Origin of the sequence: Streptantibioticus rubrisoli (genome assembly GCF_024436055.1) — a bacterium.
GTDB lineage: Bacteria > Actinomycetota > Actinomycetes > Streptomycetales > Streptomycetaceae > Streptantibioticus_A > Streptantibioticus_A rubrisoli.
Window position 1 is genome coordinate 1 of sequence record NZ_JANFNH010000022.1, and the last position, 17840, is coordinate 17840.

Sequence of the window (17840 nt, forward strand, 5' to 3'; positions counted from 1 at the left end):
GGGGGGTGGGGCGGGGGCTGCGGCCCGGCGCCGGGCACCGGGTGGCCGACGCCTGCCAGGGGCGTGGCGTAGGGGTTCTCGGGCACCGGCTCGGAAGGCGGTACGGAGGGGGCGGGCGGGACGGCGGGGGGCGCGGGGGTGTCCTTCGACAGCGACACCCTCTCCGCGCCGTCAGGCGTGGCGTCGGGCCTGGCGTCGGGCGTCGCGTCGGGCTCCGCGGCGGCCGGTTGGTCCGTCTGGGGGACCGGAGCGGGCGCCTCCGGGGCGGACGGCGCCGTGGCGTCCTGGTCCCGCGGCGCCTCCTGCGGGCGACTCCACCAGTGCGGCCGGGCGGCCTTCCCCTCGTCCATGTTCTCCCCTGTTTCTGCGGTCCCCCCAGGCACGGAAGGATTCAGCAGGCTCTGGCACCTCTCAGCCCACACCAGTACCCCCGAAGGCGCAACGCGGCAGGCTACTGAGCCGGAATTCAACCAGGCGTACGAAAACGCGTCAGCGCGCGGGGCCGCTGCCCAGCAACGGCAACGGGGACGGCGCCACCGACCGCGCGGTGAGCGGCATGGGCGGCTGCGGCACCGCCTCCGGGGTGGTGGACGCGAGCGAGACCGGCGCCCGGCCGCCCTGCGGCAGCAGCATGGGCCCCGGCGCCGACAGCGGCCTGACGTGCGCCGCGGTCCCACCCAGCGGCCCGCCCGGCCGCTCCCGGCCCGCCAGCAGCGCCCCGTTGCCCCCGCCGCCGGGCGGGGTGACCGCGGACCCCGCGCCCGCGTCGGCCGTGCCGCCGCCCTCGACGGCGGCGTCCAGCGGCAGCGCACCGCCCAGCGCGATCGCCGCCAGCGAAAACGCCCCGGCCGCCGCGAAGGCGAACCGCCGCCCACGCGAGGCCGAGCGGTTGACGTCGTGGATGCGGAACCGGAAGCCGTCCAGCCGCCCACTGGACGGCGTCAGCGCACTGGCGCCGTTCGGCGGCAGATACGCCCTGGCGCCCTCCTGGCGCCCGAACGGCTCTCGGGAGTCGTCGGGCCGCTCCGCCGCACAGAAGTCGTCCTGCGGTCCGAACAGCCCACCGCCGAGATAGGGGCCGTCGCCGCCGGGGCCGTGGCCCGGCAGCCCCTGTAGCCGGGCCAGCAGCCCGGCGGACAGCGCGGGCGGCATCGCGTCGGCGACCGCGTTCTTCAGCCGCCGCTGCTCGTCGGCCTCGGTCTTGCACTGCTCGCAGGTGGCCAGATGGGCCAGCACGCGCTCGCGTGTGTCATCGGGCAGCTCACCGTCGACGAACGCCGCCAGGCGGTCGCCTAGGTGTTCCTCAGCCGTGGAGCGGGCCGTGCCGCTCGTACCACTTCGGAATGGGCCTGTGCCGCTCACGCTCTCCCCCGCGTCGCCGTTCCTTCACTGCTCTGGCCGCCCGCCGCGACCGCGGCCATCGCGCGCCCGGGGCGGGCGGCGGGCGCACGGTGCTGCAGGGCGCTGCGCAGGTGGGAGCGGCCGCGGTGGATGCGGCTGCGGACGGTGCCCAGCTTGACGCCGAGGGTGGCCGCGATCTCCTCGTACGACAGCCCCTCGATGTCGCACAGCACCACCGCCGCCCGGAACTCCGGCGCGAGGGTGTCCAGCGCCTGCTGGATGTCCGCGTCGAAGTGGGTGTCGTTGAAGTGCTGCGCGGGCGACGGCTCACGGCTGGGCAGCCGCTCCGCCGCGTCCTCACCGAGGGCGTCGAACCGGATCCGCTGGCGGCGGCGCACCATGTCCAGGAACAGGTTGGTGGTGATGCGGTGCAGCCAGCCCTCGAACGTGCCGGGGGTGTAGGTGGACAGCGACCGGAAGACACGGACGAAGACCTCCTGGGTGAGGTCCTCCGCGTCGTGCTGGTTGCCGGTCAGGCGGTAGGCGAGGCGGTAGACCCGTGCGCTGTGCGTGCTGACGATCTCCTCCCATGAGGGCGGAGTCCACGTCTCGCCGTCGGCGCCGAAGGACACCGTGGGGGCGAACGCCGCGGTGGCGTTCGCGGACCCGGCCTCGGAACCTGCGGTGGCGGCGGTGGCACGGTCAGCGGTCTCGTTCACGGATCTCGGCTGCCCTGCCGACCGACGGAAACGCCTGAGCACTCCCTGGTCGCCGTCGACAGCCGCACCTCCCCTGTCGGCTCTGGTGGTGTCCAGTAGAGCCCCTACCATATCCACCTCGCCCGTTAGCTCCGGATAAGCAGCTTTGTCCCGGCTCCGGTCCGCTGGGACCGTCGACGAACACGGAAGACCTGCGCGTCCTTCCGTACCCATCCCACCAGCGTCAACGCACGGTCCCCTCCGCAGGTTCCCATCGGCAGCGGATACAGTCGCCGAGCGACTTCACGCACGACCGCGGGGACAAACGGGGACAGGAGAGGGCCATTACCGGCAACCGGCAGGCGAGCTGGGCGTTCGCGGACGCCTTCGTCGCCGAGGACGAGGCGTTGCTACGGGCCCGGGAACGCGCCCGTCAGGTCGGCGTGCGCTCGGTCTCCCCCGGCACCGGCGCCGCGCTGCGGATGCTGGCGGCGGCCGCCGACGCCCGGGTGGTCGCCGAGATTGGCACCGGCGTCGGGGTCTCCGGCATCCACCTGCTGCACGGGATGCGCCCGGACGGCGTGCTGACCACGGTGGACACCGAGCCGGACCGCCAGCAGCTCGCCCGGGAGGCCTACCGGGAGGCGGGCTTCGCGGCGAACCGCGCCCGCTTCATCCCCGGCCCGGCCCTGGACGTCCTGCCCCGGCTCGCGGACGGCGGCTACGACCTGGTCTTCTGCGACGGTGACCGGCTGGAGTACGCGCAGTACCTGGCTGAATCGTTGCGCCTGCTGCGGCCTGGTGGACTGGTCTGCTTCGAGGGGGTCTTCGCCCAGGGCCGGGCGATGGACGCCGCCCACCAGGAGACCGAGGTGCACGGGGTGCGCGAGGTGATGCGCGCGGTACGGGACAGCGCCGCGCTGGTGCCGGTGCTGCTGCCGACCGACGACGGGCTGCTGTGCGCGGTGAAGAAAGGCGCATGAAGACGGCTCCGGGCTTTTGCGAACCACATCCGGTGTTCATCCCGGTGTTCGCAAAAGCCCGGAGCCGAAAATCCGAAGGCCCGAGCCGCTGTGGCGGCTCATAACGCCGTATTTCAGACGACTACCTTCTCCAGGGCCTCGCCCAGGGCCTTGGCCTCATCGGGTGTCAGCTCGACGACGAGACGCCCGCCGCCTTCGAGCGGAACGCGCATGACGATGCCCCGCCCCTCCTTTGTCACCTCGAGCGGGCCATCACCCGTCCGCGGCTTCATGGCCGCCATGCTCGTTCCCCTTCCTGAAACCAGCTCCTCGCAACCGGCGGCCCAGGCGCCGCCGGACTCGAACACATTGGTTCCAGGCCATTATCCCGCATGCCAGTCCCCTATGACCAACATCGGGGACCGGCCACGCGACGACACCCGCTCGCAAAACCACCCAATCCGGCGAGGTGGCTGCGATACTCCCGCCCCGCGTTCCGCTCAGCGCTGAGTGGGCCGCCGCCGGTCCTTTGATCCAGGTCACATGTCGGCCGATGGCGAACTCCGGCATGCTGACCGCAGCGCACACCGCGCCAAGCCGCGACGGAGGGACTGACTGCCATGGCCGACACCGTGCTCTACGAGGTGGCCGACGGGCTCGCGACCATCACCTTGAACCGGCCCGAGGCGATGAACGCCCTCGACACCGAGACCAAGGACGCGCTGCGGGACACCCTGCGCGAGGCGGGCGCCGACCAGTCGGTACGGGCGGTGCTGCTCACCGCGACCGGGCGGGCCTTCTGCGTCGGCCAGGACCTCAAGGAGCACGTCAGCACGCTGCGCGGACCGGCGACGCCGGGCGGCAAGACCATGAGCACCGTCCAGGAGCACTACAACCCGATCGTCTCGGCCATCGCGACGATGCCCAAGCCGGTGGTGGCCGGGGTGAACGGGGTCGCGGCCGGTGCGGGCGCGGGGTTCGCCTTCGCCGCCGACTACCGGGTGGTGGCGGACTCGGCCAGCTTCAACACGTCCTTCGCCGGGGTGGCGCTGACCGCCGACTCGGGGGCGTCGTGGACCCTGCCGCGGCTGGTCGGCCCAGGGCGCGCCGCGGACCTGCTGATGTTCCCGCGCAAGATCACCGCCCAGGAGGCGTTTGAACTCGGCATCGCACAGAAGGTGGTGCCGACCGAGGAACTGCCCGCCGCCGCGCTCGCGGTCGCCCGTGAGCTGGCCCAGGGCCCGACGGTCGCCTACGCCGCGATCAAGGAGTCCCTCGCCTACGGGTCGTCGCACTCGCTGATCGAGACCCTGGTCAAGGAGGACGAACTACAGGAGCGCGCCGGAACCTCCGCGGACCACCGCATCGCGGTGGAGGCCTTCCTGAACAAGGAGCGCCCGAAGTACGTCGGCCGCTAGCCGCTCGGGGCTCGTCCGGCGTGGGTCGCGGCGGTTCCCGACCGCCGCTCCCCCACCGCCGGAGCCGCGCGCCGCCGCGGCGGACTCCCTCTTGAGGGCGAGCCCCCATGCCCCCGGGAACAACGGGGACTTGCCCCCACCGCTCCCTCCCGACGCGGCGGCGAGCAACCCCGACGGCGGCGCCCGGCGGCCACAAACCACCGCAGCCAACCGGGGGCCGCCCCACGGGCGCACCCCCAACCGGACCCCACGGGCGCACCCCCCACCGGGGTTCGGTGCGCAGCCCCGAACGCACGCCAGGCGCACAGCCCCCGTCAGCGGAAGGCGCAGGCCGCAAGGTGGTCGTTGACCAGCCCACACGCCTGCATCGCGGCGTACGCGGTCGTAGGACCGACAAAGCGGAAGCCCCGCTTCTTGAGTTCCTTGGCCAGGGCGACGGACTCCGGCGTGGTGGCCGGAACATCGGCGACCGTCCGCGGCGCCGGACGGTCGCCCGGCGCGTAGGACCAGATGAGCGCGTCCAGGCCGCCCTCGTAGGACTCCGCGACGTCGAGCGCGGCGCGGGCGTTCGCTATGACCGCGTCGATCTTGGCCCGGTTGCGGATGATCCCGGGATCGGTGAGCAGCCGTTCCCGGTCGGCGTCGGTGAACCTGGCCACCTTCTCCGGCCGGAAGCCCGCGAAGGCGGCCCGGAACCCCTCCCGGCGGCGCAGGATCGTCAGCCACGACAGGCCGGACTGGAACGCCTCCAGCGACAGCCGCTCGAACAACTCCACGTCACCGCGGACCGGACGCCCCCACTCGGCGTCGTGGTACGTCCGGTAGTCCGCGTAGCCGTCGCCGTCCCGCGCCCAGGGGCAGCGGGTCAGGCCGTCGGCACCGGTGAGCGCTCCGCCCTCAGTCATGCGGCTGCTCCCCGTTGGGCGCGGTGTCCCGCGGGTGCTCCTTGACCAGTGACGGCGCGCCGAGCGCGGCGTCCTGCGCACCGGCCAGCGCCGCCTCCAACTCGGCGATGCGCGCGTCCCGTTCGGCCAGTTCGGCGGCGAGCCGGTCGAGCACGTCGTCCACCGCGTCCATCCGGTAGCCGCGCAGCGTCACGGCGAGCCGCAGGTCGTCGACGTCGGCACGGCTGACCGGCCGGTCCCCGGGCAGCGGGTCCGACAGGCGGTCCGGCTCGGCGTCGCGCAGCGTGCCCCCGTCGCCGAGGACCGCGACGGCCACGGCGCCGACCACCGCGACCAGCGCGATGAGCATGAACCAGAACAAGACGATCTCTCCCGGGTCCGGCCTCAGTACCTGAAGCGTCGGTGCCTTTGCTGTCCAAGTGTCCGCCCCGATCGTGCCATGCCGCGCTGTGCTCGGTGGTCCGGTGGGCGACGGGTTAGGGTCGCGACGGGCGATCGAGGAGTGTCGGCACCGAGTGGAGCGCCGCTGGCGGGGCAGCCGGTCGAGAAGGGCGAAACAGCATGTTGCGGTTGGGGAAGCGGGAGTTCGGGGACCACGAGCCGGTGATCATGGCGATCGTGAACCGGACGCCGGACTCCTTCTACGACCGGGGCGCCACCTTCACCGACGAGGCAGCGCTCCTGCGGGTGGAACGGGCGGTGTCAGAGGGTGCTGCCATCATCGACATCGGTGGGGTCAAGGCCGGTCCTGGGGAGGAGGTGTCGGCCGAGGAGGAGATCCGTCGTACGGCCGCGTTCGTCGCCGAGGTGCGCGGTCGGTACCCGGATGTGGTGATCAGCGTCGACACCTGGCGGCACGAGGTCGGGGAGGCGGTCTGTGAGGCGGGCGCGGACCTGATCAACGACGCGTGGGGCGGGGTCGACCCCAAGCTGGCCGAGGTCGCCGCGCGCTTCGGGGTGGGTCTGGTGTGCACGCACGCGGGCGGCGCGGAGCCGCGCACCCGCCCGCACCGGGTGACCTACGAGGATGTGATGGCCGACATCCTGCGGGTCACCCTGGGGCTGGCGGAACGGGCCGTGGAGCTGGGCGTACGGCGGGACGGGATCCTGATCGACCCCGGCCATGACTTCGGCAAGAACACCCGGCACTCGCTGGAGGCGACCCGGCGGCTCGGCGAGATGGTGGGCACCGGCTGGCCGGTGCTGGTGTCGCTGTCGAACAAGGACTTCGTCGGCGAGACCCTGGACAAGCCGGTCAAGGAGCGGCTGCTGGGCACCCTGGCGACCACCGCCGTCTCGGCCTGGCTGGGCGCCCGGGTCTACCGGGTGCACGAGGTCGCCGAGACCCGCCAGGTGCTGGACATGGTGGCCACCATCGCGGGCCACCGCCCCCCGGCCGTGGCCCGCCGCGGCCTGGCGTAACGAAGGCGGGAGCTCCCGCCACCCGCGGGGGCTGCGACGGCGGTACGGCGGACCACCGCCGCGCCCGCTGGCGAGGACCCGCGGCGCGGTCCCTCAGCGATCCGCCTTGGTGACGAGCTTGACCGCCTCGTCCACGTCGTCGGTGAGCTGGAACAGCTCCAGGTCGTGCCGGGACGCCTTGCCCTCGGCGACCAGGGTGTTGCGCACCCAGTCGACCAGGCCCCGCCAGTAGTCCGTGCCGAACAGCACGATCGGGAAGCGGGTCACCTTCTTGGTCTGGACCAGCGTCAGCGCCTCGAAGAGTTCGTCCAGCGTGCCGAAACCACCCGGCAGCACGATGAACCCCTGCGCGTACTTGACGAACATCGTCTTGCGCACGAAGAAGTAGCGGAAGTTGATGCCCACGTCGACGTACGGGTTGAGGCCCTGTTCGAAGGGCAGCTCGATGCCCAGCCCGACCGACGCACCGCCCGCCTCGCACGCCCCCTTGTTGGCGCCCTCCATCGCGCCCGGCCCGCCCCCGGTGATCACCGCGTAACCGGCCCCGGCCAGCGCCCGCCCGATGCGTACCGCCGCGTCGTACTCGGGCGAGTCCACGGGGGTGCGCGCGGAGCCGAACAGGCTGATCGCCGGGCCGAGTTCGGCCAGCGCGCCGAAGCCCTCGACGAACTCGGACTGGATGCGCATCACCCGCCAGGGGTCGCCGTGCAGCCAGTCCGTCGGCCCCTGGCTGTCCAGCAGCCGCTGGTCCGTGGTGCCCGACTGGACCTGGCCGCGGCGCCGCACCACCGGCCCGGTGTGCCGCTCCGGCCAGCCACGGCCGTACGGGATCGCCTCCGCGGCCGCGTTCGCCGCCGCGGCCGCCTCCTGTGCCTCGGCCCAGCCGCGCTCCCGCCCCTGGTCCTCCGCGTTGCCACTGCCCACGTCGTACCGCTCCCTCCAGCACCGGGCCCGTCACGGGCCACCGACTGCAGCCTACGTACCCCCGGCCCGCTACGCGCTCAGCCAGTGGCGCAGCCGCTCCTCACACCGCAAGATCGCCGAGGTCGCCACGTGTTCCTCGCGGGTGTGAGCGAGCTTGGGGTCACCGGGACCGTAGTTGACGGCCGGGATCCCGAAGGCGGAGAACCGGGCCACATCGGTCCAGCCGTCCTTCGGCGCGGGCGTGCCGCCGATCGCCGCGACGAACGCGGCGGCGGCCGGATGGGACAGCCCCGGCATGGCGCCCGGCGCGGAGTCGGTGAGCACGACGGTGAAGCCGTCGAACACCTCCCGCACGTGCGCCAGCGCCTCCTCTTCTGAACGGTTCGGCGCGAAGCGGTAGTTGACGGTCACCGCACAGCTGTCGGGGATCACGTTGGTGGCGTGACCGCCCTCGATCAGCACCGCGTTGAGCCCCTCGCGGTAGGTGAGCCCGTCGATCTCCACCCGCCTCGGCTGGTAATCCGCCAGCCGCGCCAGTACCGGCGCGGCGGCGTGGATGGCGTTCTCGCCGAGCCAGCTGCGCGCCGAGTGGGCGCGGCGGCCGGTGGTCTCCACCCGTACCCGCAAGGTGCCCTGGCAGCCGCCCTCGACCAGTGCGTCGGTGGGCTCCATCAGCACCGCGAAGTCACCGGCCAGCCAGTCGGGGTGGTGCTCGGCGAGCCGCCTCAGGCCGTTGAACTCGGCCGCGATCTCCTCGGCGTCGTAGAACACGAAGGTCAGGTCGCGGTTGGGCGCGGGCAGCGTGGCGGCGAGCCGGAGCTGGACCGCGACGCCGGACTTCATGTCGCTGGTGCCGCAGCCGTACAGCACCCCGTCCACCAGCCGCGACGGAACGTTGTCGGCGATCGGCACGGTGTCCAGGTGCCCGGCCAGCACGACCCGCTCGGCACGCCCGAGGTTGGTGCGGGCCACCACCGCGTCGCCGTCCCGGTCAACGGTCAGGTGCGGCAGGGCGCGCAGCGCCTGCTCGACGGCGTCCGCGAGCGGCTTCTCGGCCCGGCTGACCGACGGGATGTCGACGAGCTGCGCGGTGACCGCCGCGGCGTCCTGGCTGAGGTCGAGTGCGGGTGTGCTCATGTCGGCGACCCTACCTGGGCCCGCTCCGGCCGGGTCCGGGAATTCGACCGCGCGGCGGGCTCAAGTACGGTGTCGTGCGTGCCCGTGTCCCAGCCATCACACCAACACCCCCAGGGCACTTGCCTCCCGCGCGGCCGTCGCACCCGGTGCACCGCCGCGCTGCTGGCGCTGCTCACGCTGGTGGGGTACGTGGTCTTCGTGGACTGGACCGGTTCGCACGGCCTGGACTGCTTCGTCGAGGCGAACGGCACCCGGCTGGGCCTGCAGCAGCCGCAGGCGGCGAACGCGACGACCATCGGCGCCGTGGCGTCCGCCCGCGACCTGCCGGAACGGGCGCTGACGATAGCCCTGGCGACGGCGATGCAGGAGTCGAAGCTGCACAACATCAAGGGCGGGGACCGCGATTCGCTGGGCCTGTTCCAGCAGCGCCCGTCCCAGGGCTGGGGCACCGCGCGGCAGATCCTGGACCCGGTCTACTCGGCCGGGGAGTTCTTCGACGAGCTGGTGAAGATCCCCGGCTACTCACGGCTGCCGCTGACCGCCGCCGCGCAGCAGGTGCAGCACAGCGGCTTCCCGCAGGCGTACGCCAAGCACGAGGCGGACGCCTCGCTGCTGGCCGCCGCGCTGTACGGGCGGGAGCCCAGCCTGAGCTGCCGGGTGCCGGCGGGCGGCAGCCCGGGCGATCCGGCCGCGGTACGGCAGCGGCTGGCGCGGGAGTTCGGCGCGCAGGTGCTGGAACGGCAGGACAGCGCGGACGCCACCTCGGTCGACCTGCAGGGGGCGGCGGCCCCGGCCGCGCTGCCCACGGACACCCGGGGCGCCACGGTGACGGTGCCGGGGGACGCGGTCGGCGATCCGACGGACGAGGATCCCACGCAGCACGGCTGGGCGCTGGCGCAGTGGGCGGTGGCGCACGCGCCGGAGCTGCGGATCGCCGAGGTCGCGTATCGCGGCCGGATTTGGCGGGCGCGGGAATCCGGCAGCGGCTGGGTGAAGGACTCCGTGCGGGCCGGACATTCGTACGGAGACGTTCGGATCACTGTCGAGCACTAGTCGCGCAAAGTTCCGGAAGTTACTCCGTAAGGGGAATACTGAACGCCCCGCAAGGCCCTTCGAGTGCTCCCCCTCGACATTGCGCGCAATCCGTCAACCCGCTTGCGATACCCGCACTGTGACGTTTTTTCAACTGCCCGAGAACCAACGGGAATGCCCTATTCTCCCGAAAGTCTATTATGCGACCCATTGCCAACTCTTTACCTCGAACAACCGCAACCTTAGGGCTTCTCACGCGGTAGTCACGGCGTCCGCCTGCGGACGTCCTATGTCCTCATCTCTCCGTAAAAGGAGCACCATGTCTCTCCCCCTCAAGAGCCGGATCGCCCGGGCCGCCGTCCTGGTGGCCGCGGCCGCCCCCGTCATCGGGATGGGCGCCAGCGCGGCGCAGGCCGCCGAGATGCCCGCGACCAACGGCCTGAGCGGACTGAGCAGCCCGGAGACCATCCACAACGCCGACGCCGCCGTGCACAAGGCCGCGGGAGTGGTCAACGAGGCGGGCTCCAACACGGCCCACACGGTACTGCCCACCGCCACCAGCGCCGTCAGCAAGACCGGCAAGAAGGCCGGTCCGGCCGCCAACAAGCTGGTCGGCCAGGCCAACCACGCGGCCGGTGACGTGGTCGGCGGCACCGCCAAGTCGGCCACCAGCAACGGCCTGCCCACCGGCAGCCTCCCGGTCGGCGGCGCCGACCTGCCGTCCCTGGGCGGCTGAGCACGAACACCTGAGGGCCCGGGGAGCAGCGCTCCCGGGCCCTCAAGCTTGCGCCACGACGCCGCCCACGGCTCCCGGCCGCTACGCGCCGCCCAGGCGGCGTACCGCGGCGGCCACCCGCTCGTCCGTCGCGGTGAACGCGATCCGTACGTTGCGGCTCCCGGCCGATCCGTAGAACTCGCCCGGCGCCACCAGGATGCCCTGCTTGGCCAGGTCGCCCACGGTGTCCCAGCACGGCTCGTCGCGGGTCGCCCACAGGTACAGCGAGGCCTCACTGTGCTCGATGCGGAATCCAGCGCCCTCGAACGCGGCGCGCAGCGCGGCCCGGCGGCGTGCGTACCGCTCGTACTGCTCGTCGGCGTGCGCCTGGTCGCCCAGCGCCGCGATCATCGCCTGCTGCACCGGCGCCGGGACGATCAGGCCGAGGTGCTTGCGGACCGCCAGCAGCTCCTTGACCACCGCCGGATCACCGGCGAGGAACGCCCCACGGTAACCGGCGAAGTTGGACCGCTTGGACAGCGAGTGCACGGCGATCAGGCCGTCATGGCGACCACCACAGACCTCGGGGTGCAGGATCGACACCGGCCGGGTCTCCCACCCCAGTTCGATGTAGCACTCGTCGGAGACCACCAGCACCCCGTGCTCGCGTGCCCACGCCACGATCCGCCGCAACTCGGCGGCGTCCAGGGTGCGGCCGGTCGGATTGGACGGGGTGTTGAGCCACAGCAGCCTCACCCGCGCGGGATCGAGGTCCGCCACCGGGTCGGCGTAGGTGACCGCCTCCGCGCGGGCCACCAACGCACCGATCTCGTAGGTCGGGTAGGCCAGCTCGGGGTATGCGACCTGGTCACCCTCTTGCAGGTCGAGCAGGACCGGCAGCCAGCCGACGAGTTCCTTGGAACCGATCAGCGGCAGCACCGCCGCGGGATCCGCGGCCACCTCCAGCCGCCGGTGCAGCCAGCCCGCGATCGCCTCGCGCAGCGCGGCCGCGCCGTACGTCAGCGGATAGCCGGGGCTGTCGGCCGCGGCGACCAGCGCCTGCTGGACCACCGCGGGCACCGGGTCGACCGGGGTACCCACCGACAGGTCCACCACACCGTCGGGGTGCGCGGCGGCCGCGGTCTTGTAGGGCTCAAGGCGGTCCCAGGGAAAGACCGGAAGGCGGTCACTCACTCGCGCCACGTACAGCTCGCTTTCTCGCGTACAACGCCGTCGGTCCCGTACGGCCCACAGCCGTACGGGACCGACCATGATCGATCGCTATGCGGACCGGTAATACAGTCGCCTTACTCGTGGTCCTGGTTCTGCGGCGGCAAAGCGGCGATGAACGGGTGGTCACGTTCGATCAGCCCCAGCTTGGAGGCACCACCGGGCGAACCCAGCTCGTCGAAGAACTCGACGTTCGCCTTGTAGTAGTCCTTCCACTCCTCCGGGGTGTCGTCCTCGTAGAAGATCGCCTCGACCGGGCAGACCGGCTCACAGGCCCCGCAGTCGACGCATTCGTCAGGGTGGATGTACAAGGACCGCTGACCCTCGTAGATGCAGTCGACGGGGCACTCCTCGATGCATGCCTTGTCCTTGACGTCGACACAAGGCTGCGCGATGACGTAGGTCACGCTGTCGTTCCTCCTCGATAGGGCTGGCGGACCGATGCGGCTCCGCCGTGCGCGCGGGAGCGCGGCGTCGATGCCCACCTCCTAGTATCTCCGTTCCCTGGCCGCATACGAACAAGAGGGGTTGACCGATCGGTGGAGTTCGCTGGTGGTGGACGGCTCGAAATCCGCATTACCCCCTCTGACGTGGGAAAACGTGTATCGGTGCGGAGGGTAGCGGAGATCGTCGGCGCTCGCCCGGTGTTCGCCGACGCCGTAGGGCTTCTCACATCGTGGTCGGGTGGTGTGCTGATCATCACACGACGGAATGGCGAGACCGTCCACATTCCGGAACACCAGCTGGTGGCGGGCAAAGTGGTACCCGACCGTCCGGCCCGCTCTCGCCGTGCGACCCCGCCCACCGCGACCGCGCGCGAACTGCAGGAACTCGCCTCGCGCGGCTGGCCCGCGGTGGAGAGCGAGCGGCTCGGCGACTGGCTGCTGCGCGCCTCCGAAGGGTTCACCAGACGGGCCAACTCCGTGCTGCCGCTGGGCGATCCGGGCCTGCCGCTCGACGCGGCGATCCGCCGGGTCCGGGACTGGTACGGCGAGCGCGGGCTGGTGCCGTACGTCCAGGCCACCACCGGAACGGCGGACTGCGATGAGCGCCTTGACGACCGGTTGGCCCGGGACGGCTGGATCGCGGAGGCGTACACCCTGGTGTACACCGGCCCCATCGCGCCGGTCGCGGACGGCCCGGGCGCCGAACGGGTCACGCTCAGCCGGACGCCGGACGCCGCCTGGCTGGCCCGCTACCACCGCACCGGCGAGCTGGCCGAGCCCGCGCTGCGGGTACTGACCGGGGGGCCGTCGGTGTGGTTCGCCACGGTGCCGGGCGACGAGACGGCACCGGCGGCGATCGGGCGGTGCGTGGTGGACGGGCGCTGGGCCCAGTTCGGGGCGGTGGAGGTCGACCCGCGGCAGCGGCGGTCCGGGCTGGCCACCGCGGTGATGGCGGCACTCGCCCGCAGAGCGTTGGATGAAGGCGCCACGGGCGGGTATCTCCAAGTGGAGGAGGACAACGAGGGCGCCCGGGCGCTCTACGAACGGATGGGCTTCACCGCCCACCACGGCTACCACTACCGCCGCGCCCCACAGGGCGGCACCAGGTAGGTGGCGTCATGGACAACATCGTCGACCGGCGGCGCCGGTTCGCCGAGGCCGCACGCGGGGACCGACCCGACCTGGCGCTGCTGTGCCTGCTGGTCGGCGCGGAGGCCGCGCCCGGCCTCGACGAGACCGCGATCGCAGGCGCCCTGGACGAACTCGACCGGCTGGCCGACGACGTCGCCCGGCAGCGCACCGGCGACGGGCCGGGCGCCTGGGCCCGGGCGATGACCGAGGTACTGGGCGGGCGCCACGGGTTCCGCGGCCTGCCCTCGGACTACCGGCGGCTGGAGTCCTCGCTGCTCCACCATGTGCTGCGGCGCAGGCGCGGGCTGCCGATCCTGCTGTCGGTGGTGTGGATCGAGGTGGGACGGCGGCTGGGCGCACCGGTGTACGGGGTGGGGCTGCCCGGCCACTTCGTGGTCGGCATCGGCGCCCCGGACGGCGGCCATGTGCTGGTCGACCCGTTCAGCGGGGGCCGCCAACTGGCCGCGGGCGACGCCGAACTGCTGGTGGCTGGCGCCCTCGGCAGCACCGGGGTGGCACTGTCCGCCGGTATGTTCGCGCCCGCCGAACCGTTGGACATCGTCGCCCGGGTGCTCAACAACATCCGGGCGTGGGCCGCGGCCCGCCCCGAGCACAGCGCGGTACAGCTGTGGGCGATCGAACTCGGCCTGCTGCTTCCCCACCATCCGGCCGGGCTGCGCCTGGAGCGCGCCCAACTACTCGTACAGCGCGGCGAGTTCGCGGCTGGCGCCGCGGAGATGGAGTCCTACGCGGAGTCGGTGACCGCGATGGATCCGGCGATCGCCGACGGCCTGCGGCAGCGCGCCCGCTCGGCGCGCGCCCTGCTCAACTGACCGCTCACAGCCAGCCCTTCTCCCGGGCGACGCGGACCGCCTCGGAACGGTTGCGGGCACCGGTCTTCTGGATGGCGGTGGACAGGTAGTTGCGCACCGTGCCCTCCGACAGGTGCAGCGCCTTGGCGATCTCGGCGTTGACCGCCCCGTCGGCCGCCGCGCGCAGCACATCGCGCTCCCGTGTGGTGAGCGGATCGGCGCCCTCGGCGAGCGCCGCCGCCGCCAGCGTCGGGTCTATGACCTTCTCTCCGCGCAGCACTCGCCGTACCGCGTCGGCGAGTTGGGCCGCCGGGGCGTCCTTCACCAAGAAGGCGTCCGCGCCCTGCTCCATCGCCCGGCGCAGATACCCGGGGCGACCGAACGTGGTGACGATGACGACCTTGACGTCCGGCAACTCCACGCGCAGCCGCGCGGCGGCGTCTATCCCGGTCATCCCCGGCATCTCGATGTCGAGCAACGCCACGTCCACCGCGTGCTCGCGGGCCGCGGCGACCACCTCATCGCCCCGCGCGACCTGCGCGACCACCTCGATGTCCTCCTCCAGCCCGAGCAACGTCGCCAATGCCTCGCGCACCATTGACTGGTCCTCGGCCAGCAGCACCCTGATCATTGGTGCAGCGTAGCGAGCCGCCCGCACCACGGGCAGGGCTGTGGATCACGCCTGTGGATAACCCGTTGTGCCGCGCGTCTGGTGCCGCGCCTGCCGCACGGTGCGCAGCGGCACATAGGCGCTCAGCGAGAAGCCGCCGCGCTTGGAGGTGCCGGTGCGCAGCCGCCCGCCGGAGACCATCAGCCGCTCCTCCAGACCGCCCAGGCCGTTGCCCGGATGGTGGGAGCGGCCCGGGCCTCGGCCGTCGTCAGCGACCTCCAGCCGTAGGTAGCGGCCCTCGTCGGCCTCCCAGACCTCGTCCAGCGTCAGCGAGCAGTGCTTGGCGCCACTGTGCCGGATCACATTGGTCACCGCCTCACGCAGCGCCCACGCCAGCGCGCCCTGCTCCTCGGCGCCGAGCCCCGGGTACTGCTGCTCCAGCGGCAGGTCGAGCGTGGGCGAGACCTCGGCTTCCACCCCCGCGGTACGCAGTGCGGTGCGCGCCCCGGCCAACTCCACGCCGACGGTGGGCCGTCGATAGCCGCTGACCGCCTCCCGTACGTCAACCAGGGCCTGCCTGCTGACCTTTTCGATGTCGGCGACCTGCCTGGCCGCGTCCTGCGGCTTCTCCGGCAGCATCCGTCCGGCCAGCTCGCTCTTGAGCGTGATCAGGGACAGCGAGTGCCCCAGCAGATCGTGCAGATCACGGGCGAGCCGCAACCGCTCCTCGGCCGCGGCCAGCCGGGCGACCGTCTCCCGCGCCTCCCGCAACTCCCGCACCATCCGGCCCATCTGGCCAACGCCCATCATCGCCGCACCGCCCAGCAGCGCGGGGAAGAACAGCCCGTAGACGTCCCACTGCCGGGCGCCGAGCAACGCACCGACCGCCAGGATCGTCACCGCGCAGAACGGCACCGCCCACAGCACATGCCGGATCGGCAGCAGCACGCCGACGCTGACCGTCACATAGGTGAACATCACCAGCCACGGCGAGCCGAGGGTGAGGGACAAGGCCAGCGCGAGCGCGTACAGACCGCAGACGATGGCCAGTTGCCACCAGGCCGGTGTGTCGCGCCGCGGGCGCCGGTTGAGCAACAGGTACAGATACCAACCGACGAACAGCACCAGCCCCGCCCAGCCCAGCGCGACCGCAACCGCCGAGTGCCGCCCCGACGTCAGATCGCCCACCGCCGAACCCAGGTAGAGCAGGTAGACGAGCGCCCAGCACAGCTTGCTCCACTGCTGAAGGCGGTTCTCCGGGGCGCGCCCCATCATCGCGAGATGGGAGTCCCGGCTCCGCCCCGCGTCCGTGCGCTCGTCCACCGTCATCCCGGGCCCCTTACGCCTTGAGGGTGTCCTTGCGATACAGCCAGGCCGCACCACCGGCGAAGACCAGCAGGTAGGCGACGAGCAGCAAGATGTCCCGCAGATGCGGGGCGTCGCCCTGCTCGATGGCGTGGCCCAGACCGGCGTAGGCGTAGGTGGGCAGCCACTTGGCTATGTTCTGCAGCCACTGAGGGAAGACCGTGAACGGCATCCACAGTCCGCCGAGGATCGACAACGCGAAGTAGATGATCATGGTGATCGGGCGGACCGCGTCGCCGGAGGCTGTGTAGCCGATGGCCACACCGAGGGCGGCGAACACCATGCTGCCCGCCCAGATCGAGAAGGTGAGCGCGGCCCACTGCCAGGCTGCCAGATCGACGCCCTTGGCCAGTGCCGCGACGAGCTCCACGATCACGATCGCGGGCAGCGTGACGGTCGCCATGGAAGCGATCTTGGAGATCACATAGCCATGGCCGGGCAGCGCGGTCAGCCGCAACTGCCGCACCCAGCCCTTCTCCCGCTCCTTGGCGATCCGCTCGCTGTTGCCCATCAGCACGGCGGTCAGCGCGCCGAAGGAGGCCATTCCCACCATGTAGTACAGCTGCGTCGACAGATGGCTGTGCGGGATCATGTCCGCCTTGCTGGACGAACTGGAGATCAGCAGGAACAGCGCCACGGGATAGATCACCGTGAAGAACATGAACTTCTTGTTCCGCAGGCTGCGCGTGATCTCCAGCTTGATCAGCGCGCCGGAAGCGAGGGTGTTCATCGTGCCGCCTCCTCAGCGGTCGCAGCGTCGGTGATCGCTATGAAGGCCTGCTCAAGGCCGAGCCCGGCGACCTCCAGGTTCCGGGGGTACAGGCCCAGGCCGTAGACGGCGTGCGTGGTGGCGTCCGCGTCGGTGGACTGGATGCGCACCGTGCGCCCGGAGACGCTGAGCGCGGTCAGGAACGGCAGGCCGCGCAGCGCCGCCTCGTCCACCTCCCCGTCGAGGTCGAAGACGATCCGGCGGGCACCGGCCTTGGCCTTGATCTCAGCCGCCGACCCGTCCGCGAGCACCCGGCCGCGGTGCAGCACGATCACCCGGTCGGCGATCGCGTCCGCCTCCTCCAGGTAGTGGGTGGCGAACAGCACCGTGCGGCCCTGCGCCGCCTGCTGGCGCATCGTGGCCCAGAAGCTCTGCCGCACGGTGACATCCATACCCGTGGTGGGCTCGTCCAGGATGATCAGGTCGTTGGCCCCGGCGGTGGCGAGCGCGAACCGCACCCGCTGCTCCTGGCCGCCGGAGAGCTTGTTGACCATCCGGTCGGCGATCTCGGTGATCCCGGCGTGCTCCAGCACCTGCTGTACCGGATAGGCCTTCGGGTGCAGGTCGCAGGCGAGCTTGACCAGCTCGCGGACCTTCACCTCCTCCATCAGCCCGCCGCTTTGCAGCATCGCACCGACCTTGCCCTGGGCGATCGCCCGCGCGGGAGTGGTGCCGAAGACCTCGACCGTCCCGGAGTCCGCGTTGCGCAGGCCCAGCAGCAGGTCGAGGGTGGTGGACTTGCCCGCGCCGTTCGGCCCGAGCAGCGCCACCGTCTCGCCCGGGTGCAGATCCAGGTTGACGTCGTTGACGGCCTTGACCTGGCCGAAGGACTTGTTCACCCGCGAGAAGCGGACGGCCGGGATGGCCATGTCCCGCCTCTGCGTCGTCGGTGCGGCTGTTGCGCTCATGGGGACAATCCTCGC

The 17840-nt window shown here is 72.0% G+C and carries 20 protein-coding genes and 1 pseudogene; 7 read left to right on the forward strand and 14 right to left on the reverse strand.

Annotated elements, in window-relative coordinates; genetic code table 11:
• From NON19_RS18640 to sigE, 3 genes and pseudogenes are all read right to left on the reverse strand, one after another.
• Positions 1-350, reverse strand: a pseudogene (locus NON19_RS18640) (protease); the annotation flags it as partial.
• Between the two features lie 139 nt (positions 351-489).
• Complete coding sequence (locus NON19_RS18645; RefSeq protein WP_255929513.1) at positions 490-1362, reverse strand: anti-sigma factor family protein; 873 nt, start codon at positions 1360-1362, stop codon at positions 490-492.
• Positions 1359-2171: an RNA polymerase sigma factor SigE gene (sigE, locus tag NON19_RS18650; protein ID WP_255929515.1), complete on the reverse strand. Its 813-nt coding sequence runs from the start codon at positions 2169-2171 to the stop codon at positions 1359-1361. The genes NON19_RS18645 and sigE overlap by 4 nt, the downstream gene beginning before the upstream one ends.
• Positions 2172-2482: 311 nt before the next feature.
• On the opposite strand from sigE, the gene NON19_RS18655 reads away from it, so the two are divergent.
• Complete coding sequence (locus NON19_RS18655; protein ID WP_255929661.1) at positions 2483-3022, forward strand: O-methyltransferase; 540 nt, start codon at positions 2483-2485, stop codon at positions 3020-3022.
• A gap of 113 nt (positions 3023-3135) precedes the next feature.
• On the opposite strand, the gene NON19_RS18660 is transcribed toward NON19_RS18655, so the two are convergent.
• Positions 3136-3303: a DUF3117 domain-containing protein gene (locus tag NON19_RS18660; protein ID WP_126915881.1), complete on the reverse strand. Its 168-nt coding sequence runs from the start codon at positions 3301-3303 to the stop codon at positions 3136-3138.
• 318 nt (positions 3304-3621) lie between these two features.
• Here NON19_RS18660 and chcB point away from each other — a divergent pair, with 318 nt between their 5' ends.
• Positions 3622-4419 carry a 2-cyclohexenylcarbonyl CoA isomerase gene (chcB, locus tag NON19_RS18665; protein ID WP_255929519.1) on the forward strand — a complete coding sequence of 266 codons (798 nt, stop codon included), beginning with the start codon at positions 3622-3624 and terminating at the stop codon, positions 4417-4419.
• 314 nt (positions 4420-4733) lie between these two features.
• Here the strand turns inward: chcB and NON19_RS18670 are convergent, their stop codons facing one another.
• Positions 4734-5324 (reverse strand): DNA-3-methyladenine glycosylase I, encoded by a 591-nt coding sequence (locus tag NON19_RS18670; protein WP_255929521.1) that lies wholly within the window; start codon positions 5322-5324, stop codon positions 4734-4736.
• Positions 5317-5685 carry a DivIVA domain-containing protein gene (locus NON19_RS18675; RefSeq protein ID WP_255929523.1) on the reverse strand — a complete coding sequence of 123 codons (369 nt, stop codon included), beginning with the start codon at positions 5683-5685 and terminating at the stop codon, positions 5317-5319. The genes NON19_RS18670 and NON19_RS18675 overlap by 8 nt, the downstream gene beginning before the upstream one ends.
• A gap of 200 nt (positions 5686-5885) precedes the next feature.
• Between NON19_RS18675 and folP the strand changes: the two genes are divergently transcribed.
• Complete coding sequence (gene folP / locus NON19_RS18680) at positions 5886-6746, forward strand: dihydropteroate synthase (RefSeq protein ID WP_255929525.1); 861 nt, start codon at positions 5886-5888, stop codon at positions 6744-6746.
• A gap of 93 nt (positions 6747-6839) precedes the next feature.
• Here folP and NON19_RS18685 read toward each other — a convergent pair whose 3' ends face one another.
• Together NON19_RS18685 and dapE are read right to left on the reverse strand one after the other, a co-directional pair.
• Positions 6840-7577, reverse strand: a complete 738-nt coding sequence (locus NON19_RS18685; RefSeq protein ID WP_255929663.1) for an LOG family protein — start codon at positions 7575-7577, stop codon at positions 6840-6842.
• Between the two features lie 162 nt (positions 7578-7739).
• Positions 7740-8807 (reverse strand): succinyl-diaminopimelate desuccinylase, encoded by a 1068-nt coding sequence (dapE, locus tag NON19_RS18690; RefSeq protein ID WP_255929527.1) that lies wholly within the window; start codon positions 8805-8807, stop codon positions 7740-7742.
• A 78-nt stretch (positions 8808-8885) separates the two neighbouring features.
• On the opposite strand from dapE, the gene NON19_RS18695 reads away from it, so the two are divergent.
• Positions 8886-9860: a VldE C-terminal domain-containing protein gene (locus tag NON19_RS18695; protein WP_255929529.1), complete on the forward strand. Its 975-nt coding sequence runs from the start codon at positions 8886-8888 to the stop codon at positions 9858-9860.
• 298 nt (positions 9861-10158) lie between these two features.
• Complete coding sequence (locus NON19_RS18700; RefSeq protein WP_255929531.1) at positions 10159-10575, forward strand: ATP-binding protein; 417 nt, start codon at positions 10159-10161, stop codon at positions 10573-10575.
• Between the two features lie 81 nt (positions 10576-10656).
• Here NON19_RS18700 and dapC read toward each other — a convergent pair whose 3' ends face one another.
• Entirely contained in the window at positions 10657-11757 is a 1101-nt protein-coding gene (gene dapC / locus NON19_RS18705; protein ID WP_255929533.1) for a succinyldiaminopimelate transaminase, read from the reverse strand.
• A 104-nt stretch (positions 11758-11861) separates the two neighbouring features.
• Positions 11862-12191 (reverse strand): ferredoxin, encoded by a 330-nt coding sequence (gene fdxA / locus NON19_RS18710; RefSeq protein WP_255929536.1) that lies wholly within the window; start codon positions 12189-12191, stop codon positions 11862-11864.
• Between the two features lie 132 nt (positions 12192-12323).
• On the opposite strand from fdxA, the gene NON19_RS18715 reads away from it, so the two are divergent.
• Entirely contained in the window at positions 12324-13340 is a 1017-nt protein-coding gene (locus NON19_RS18715) for a GNAT family N-acetyltransferase (protein WP_255929538.1), read from the forward strand.
• Between the two features lie 8 nt (positions 13341-13348).
• Entirely contained in the window at positions 13349-14194 is an 846-nt protein-coding gene (locus NON19_RS18720) for a SirB1 family protein (protein WP_255929540.1), read from the forward strand.
• A 4-nt stretch (positions 14195-14198) separates the two neighbouring features.
• Here the strand turns inward: NON19_RS18720 and NON19_RS18725 are convergent, their stop codons facing one another.
• Genes NON19_RS18725 through NON19_RS18740 form a run of 4 tightly spaced genes read right to left on the reverse strand, consistent with a single transcriptional unit; the run spans position 14199 to position 17825 of the window.
• Positions 14199-14804, reverse strand: coding sequence for a response regulator transcription factor (locus NON19_RS18725; RefSeq protein ID WP_255929542.1), 606 nt, complete (start codon positions 14802-14804; stop codon positions 14199-14201).
• A gap of 45 nt (positions 14805-14849) precedes the next feature.
• Entirely contained in the window at positions 14850-16112 is a 1263-nt protein-coding gene (locus NON19_RS18730) for a sensor histidine kinase (RefSeq protein ID WP_255929543.1), read from the reverse strand.
• A gap of 10 nt (positions 16113-16122) precedes the next feature.
• Complete coding sequence (locus NON19_RS18735) at positions 16123-16878, reverse strand: ABC transporter permease (RefSeq protein WP_255929545.1); 756 nt, start codon at positions 16876-16878, stop codon at positions 16123-16125.
• Entirely contained in the window at positions 16875-17825 is a 951-nt protein-coding gene (locus tag NON19_RS18740) for an ABC transporter ATP-binding protein (RefSeq protein ID WP_372514184.1), read from the reverse strand. Before NON19_RS18740 ends, NON19_RS18735 begins: the two co-directional genes overlap by 4 nt.
• Between the last annotated feature and the right edge of the window lie 15 nt (positions 17826-17840).

Excerpts from the sequence above, each read along its gene's own strand:
- NON19_RS18725 (WP_255929542.1), bottom strand. The coding sequence starts at position 14,804 with ATGATCAGGGTGCTGCTGGCCGAGGACCAGTCAATGGTGCGCGAGGCA.
- NON19_RS18700 (WP_255929531.1), top strand. The coding sequence starts at position 10,159 with ATGTCTCTCCCCCTCAAGAGCCGGATCGCCCGGGCCGCCGTCCTGGTG.
- folP (WP_255929525.1), top strand. The coding sequence starts at position 5,886 with ATGTTGCGGTTGGGGAAGCGGGAGTTCGGGGACCACGAGCCGGTGATC.
- NON19_RS18735 (WP_255929545.1), bottom strand. The coding sequence starts at position 16,878 with ATGAACACCCTCGCTTCCGGCGCGCTGATCAAGCTGGAGATCACGCGC.
- NON19_RS18660 (WP_126915881.1), bottom strand. The coding sequence starts at position 3,303 with ATGGCGGCCATGAAGCCGCGGACGGGTGATGGCCCGCTCGAGGTGACA.
- NON19_RS18670 (WP_255929521.1), bottom strand. The coding sequence starts at position 5,324 with ATGACTGAGGGCGGAGCGCTCACCGGTGCCGACGGCCTGACCCGCTGC.
- NON19_RS18720 (WP_255929540.1), top strand. The coding sequence starts at position 13,349 with ATGGACAACATCGTCGACCGGCGGCGCCGGTTCGCCGAGGCCGCACGC.
- NON19_RS18740 (WP_372514184.1), bottom strand. The coding sequence starts at position 17,825 with ATGAGCGCAACAGCCGCACCGACGACGCAGAGGCGGGACATGGCCATC.
- chcB (WP_255929519.1), top strand. The coding sequence starts at position 3,622 with ATGGCCGACACCGTGCTCTACGAGGTGGCCGACGGGCTCGCGACCATC.
- NON19_RS18730 (WP_255929543.1), bottom strand. The coding sequence starts at position 16,112 with ATGACGGTGGACGAGCGCACGGACGCGGGGCGGAGCCGGGACTCCCAT.
- dapE (WP_255929527.1), bottom strand. The coding sequence starts at position 8,807 with ATGAGCACACCCGCACTCGACCTCAGCCAGGACGCCGCGGCGGTCACC.
- sigE (WP_255929515.1), bottom strand. The coding sequence starts at position 2,171 with ATGGTAGGGGCTCTACTGGACACCACCAGAGCCGACAGGGGAGGTGCG.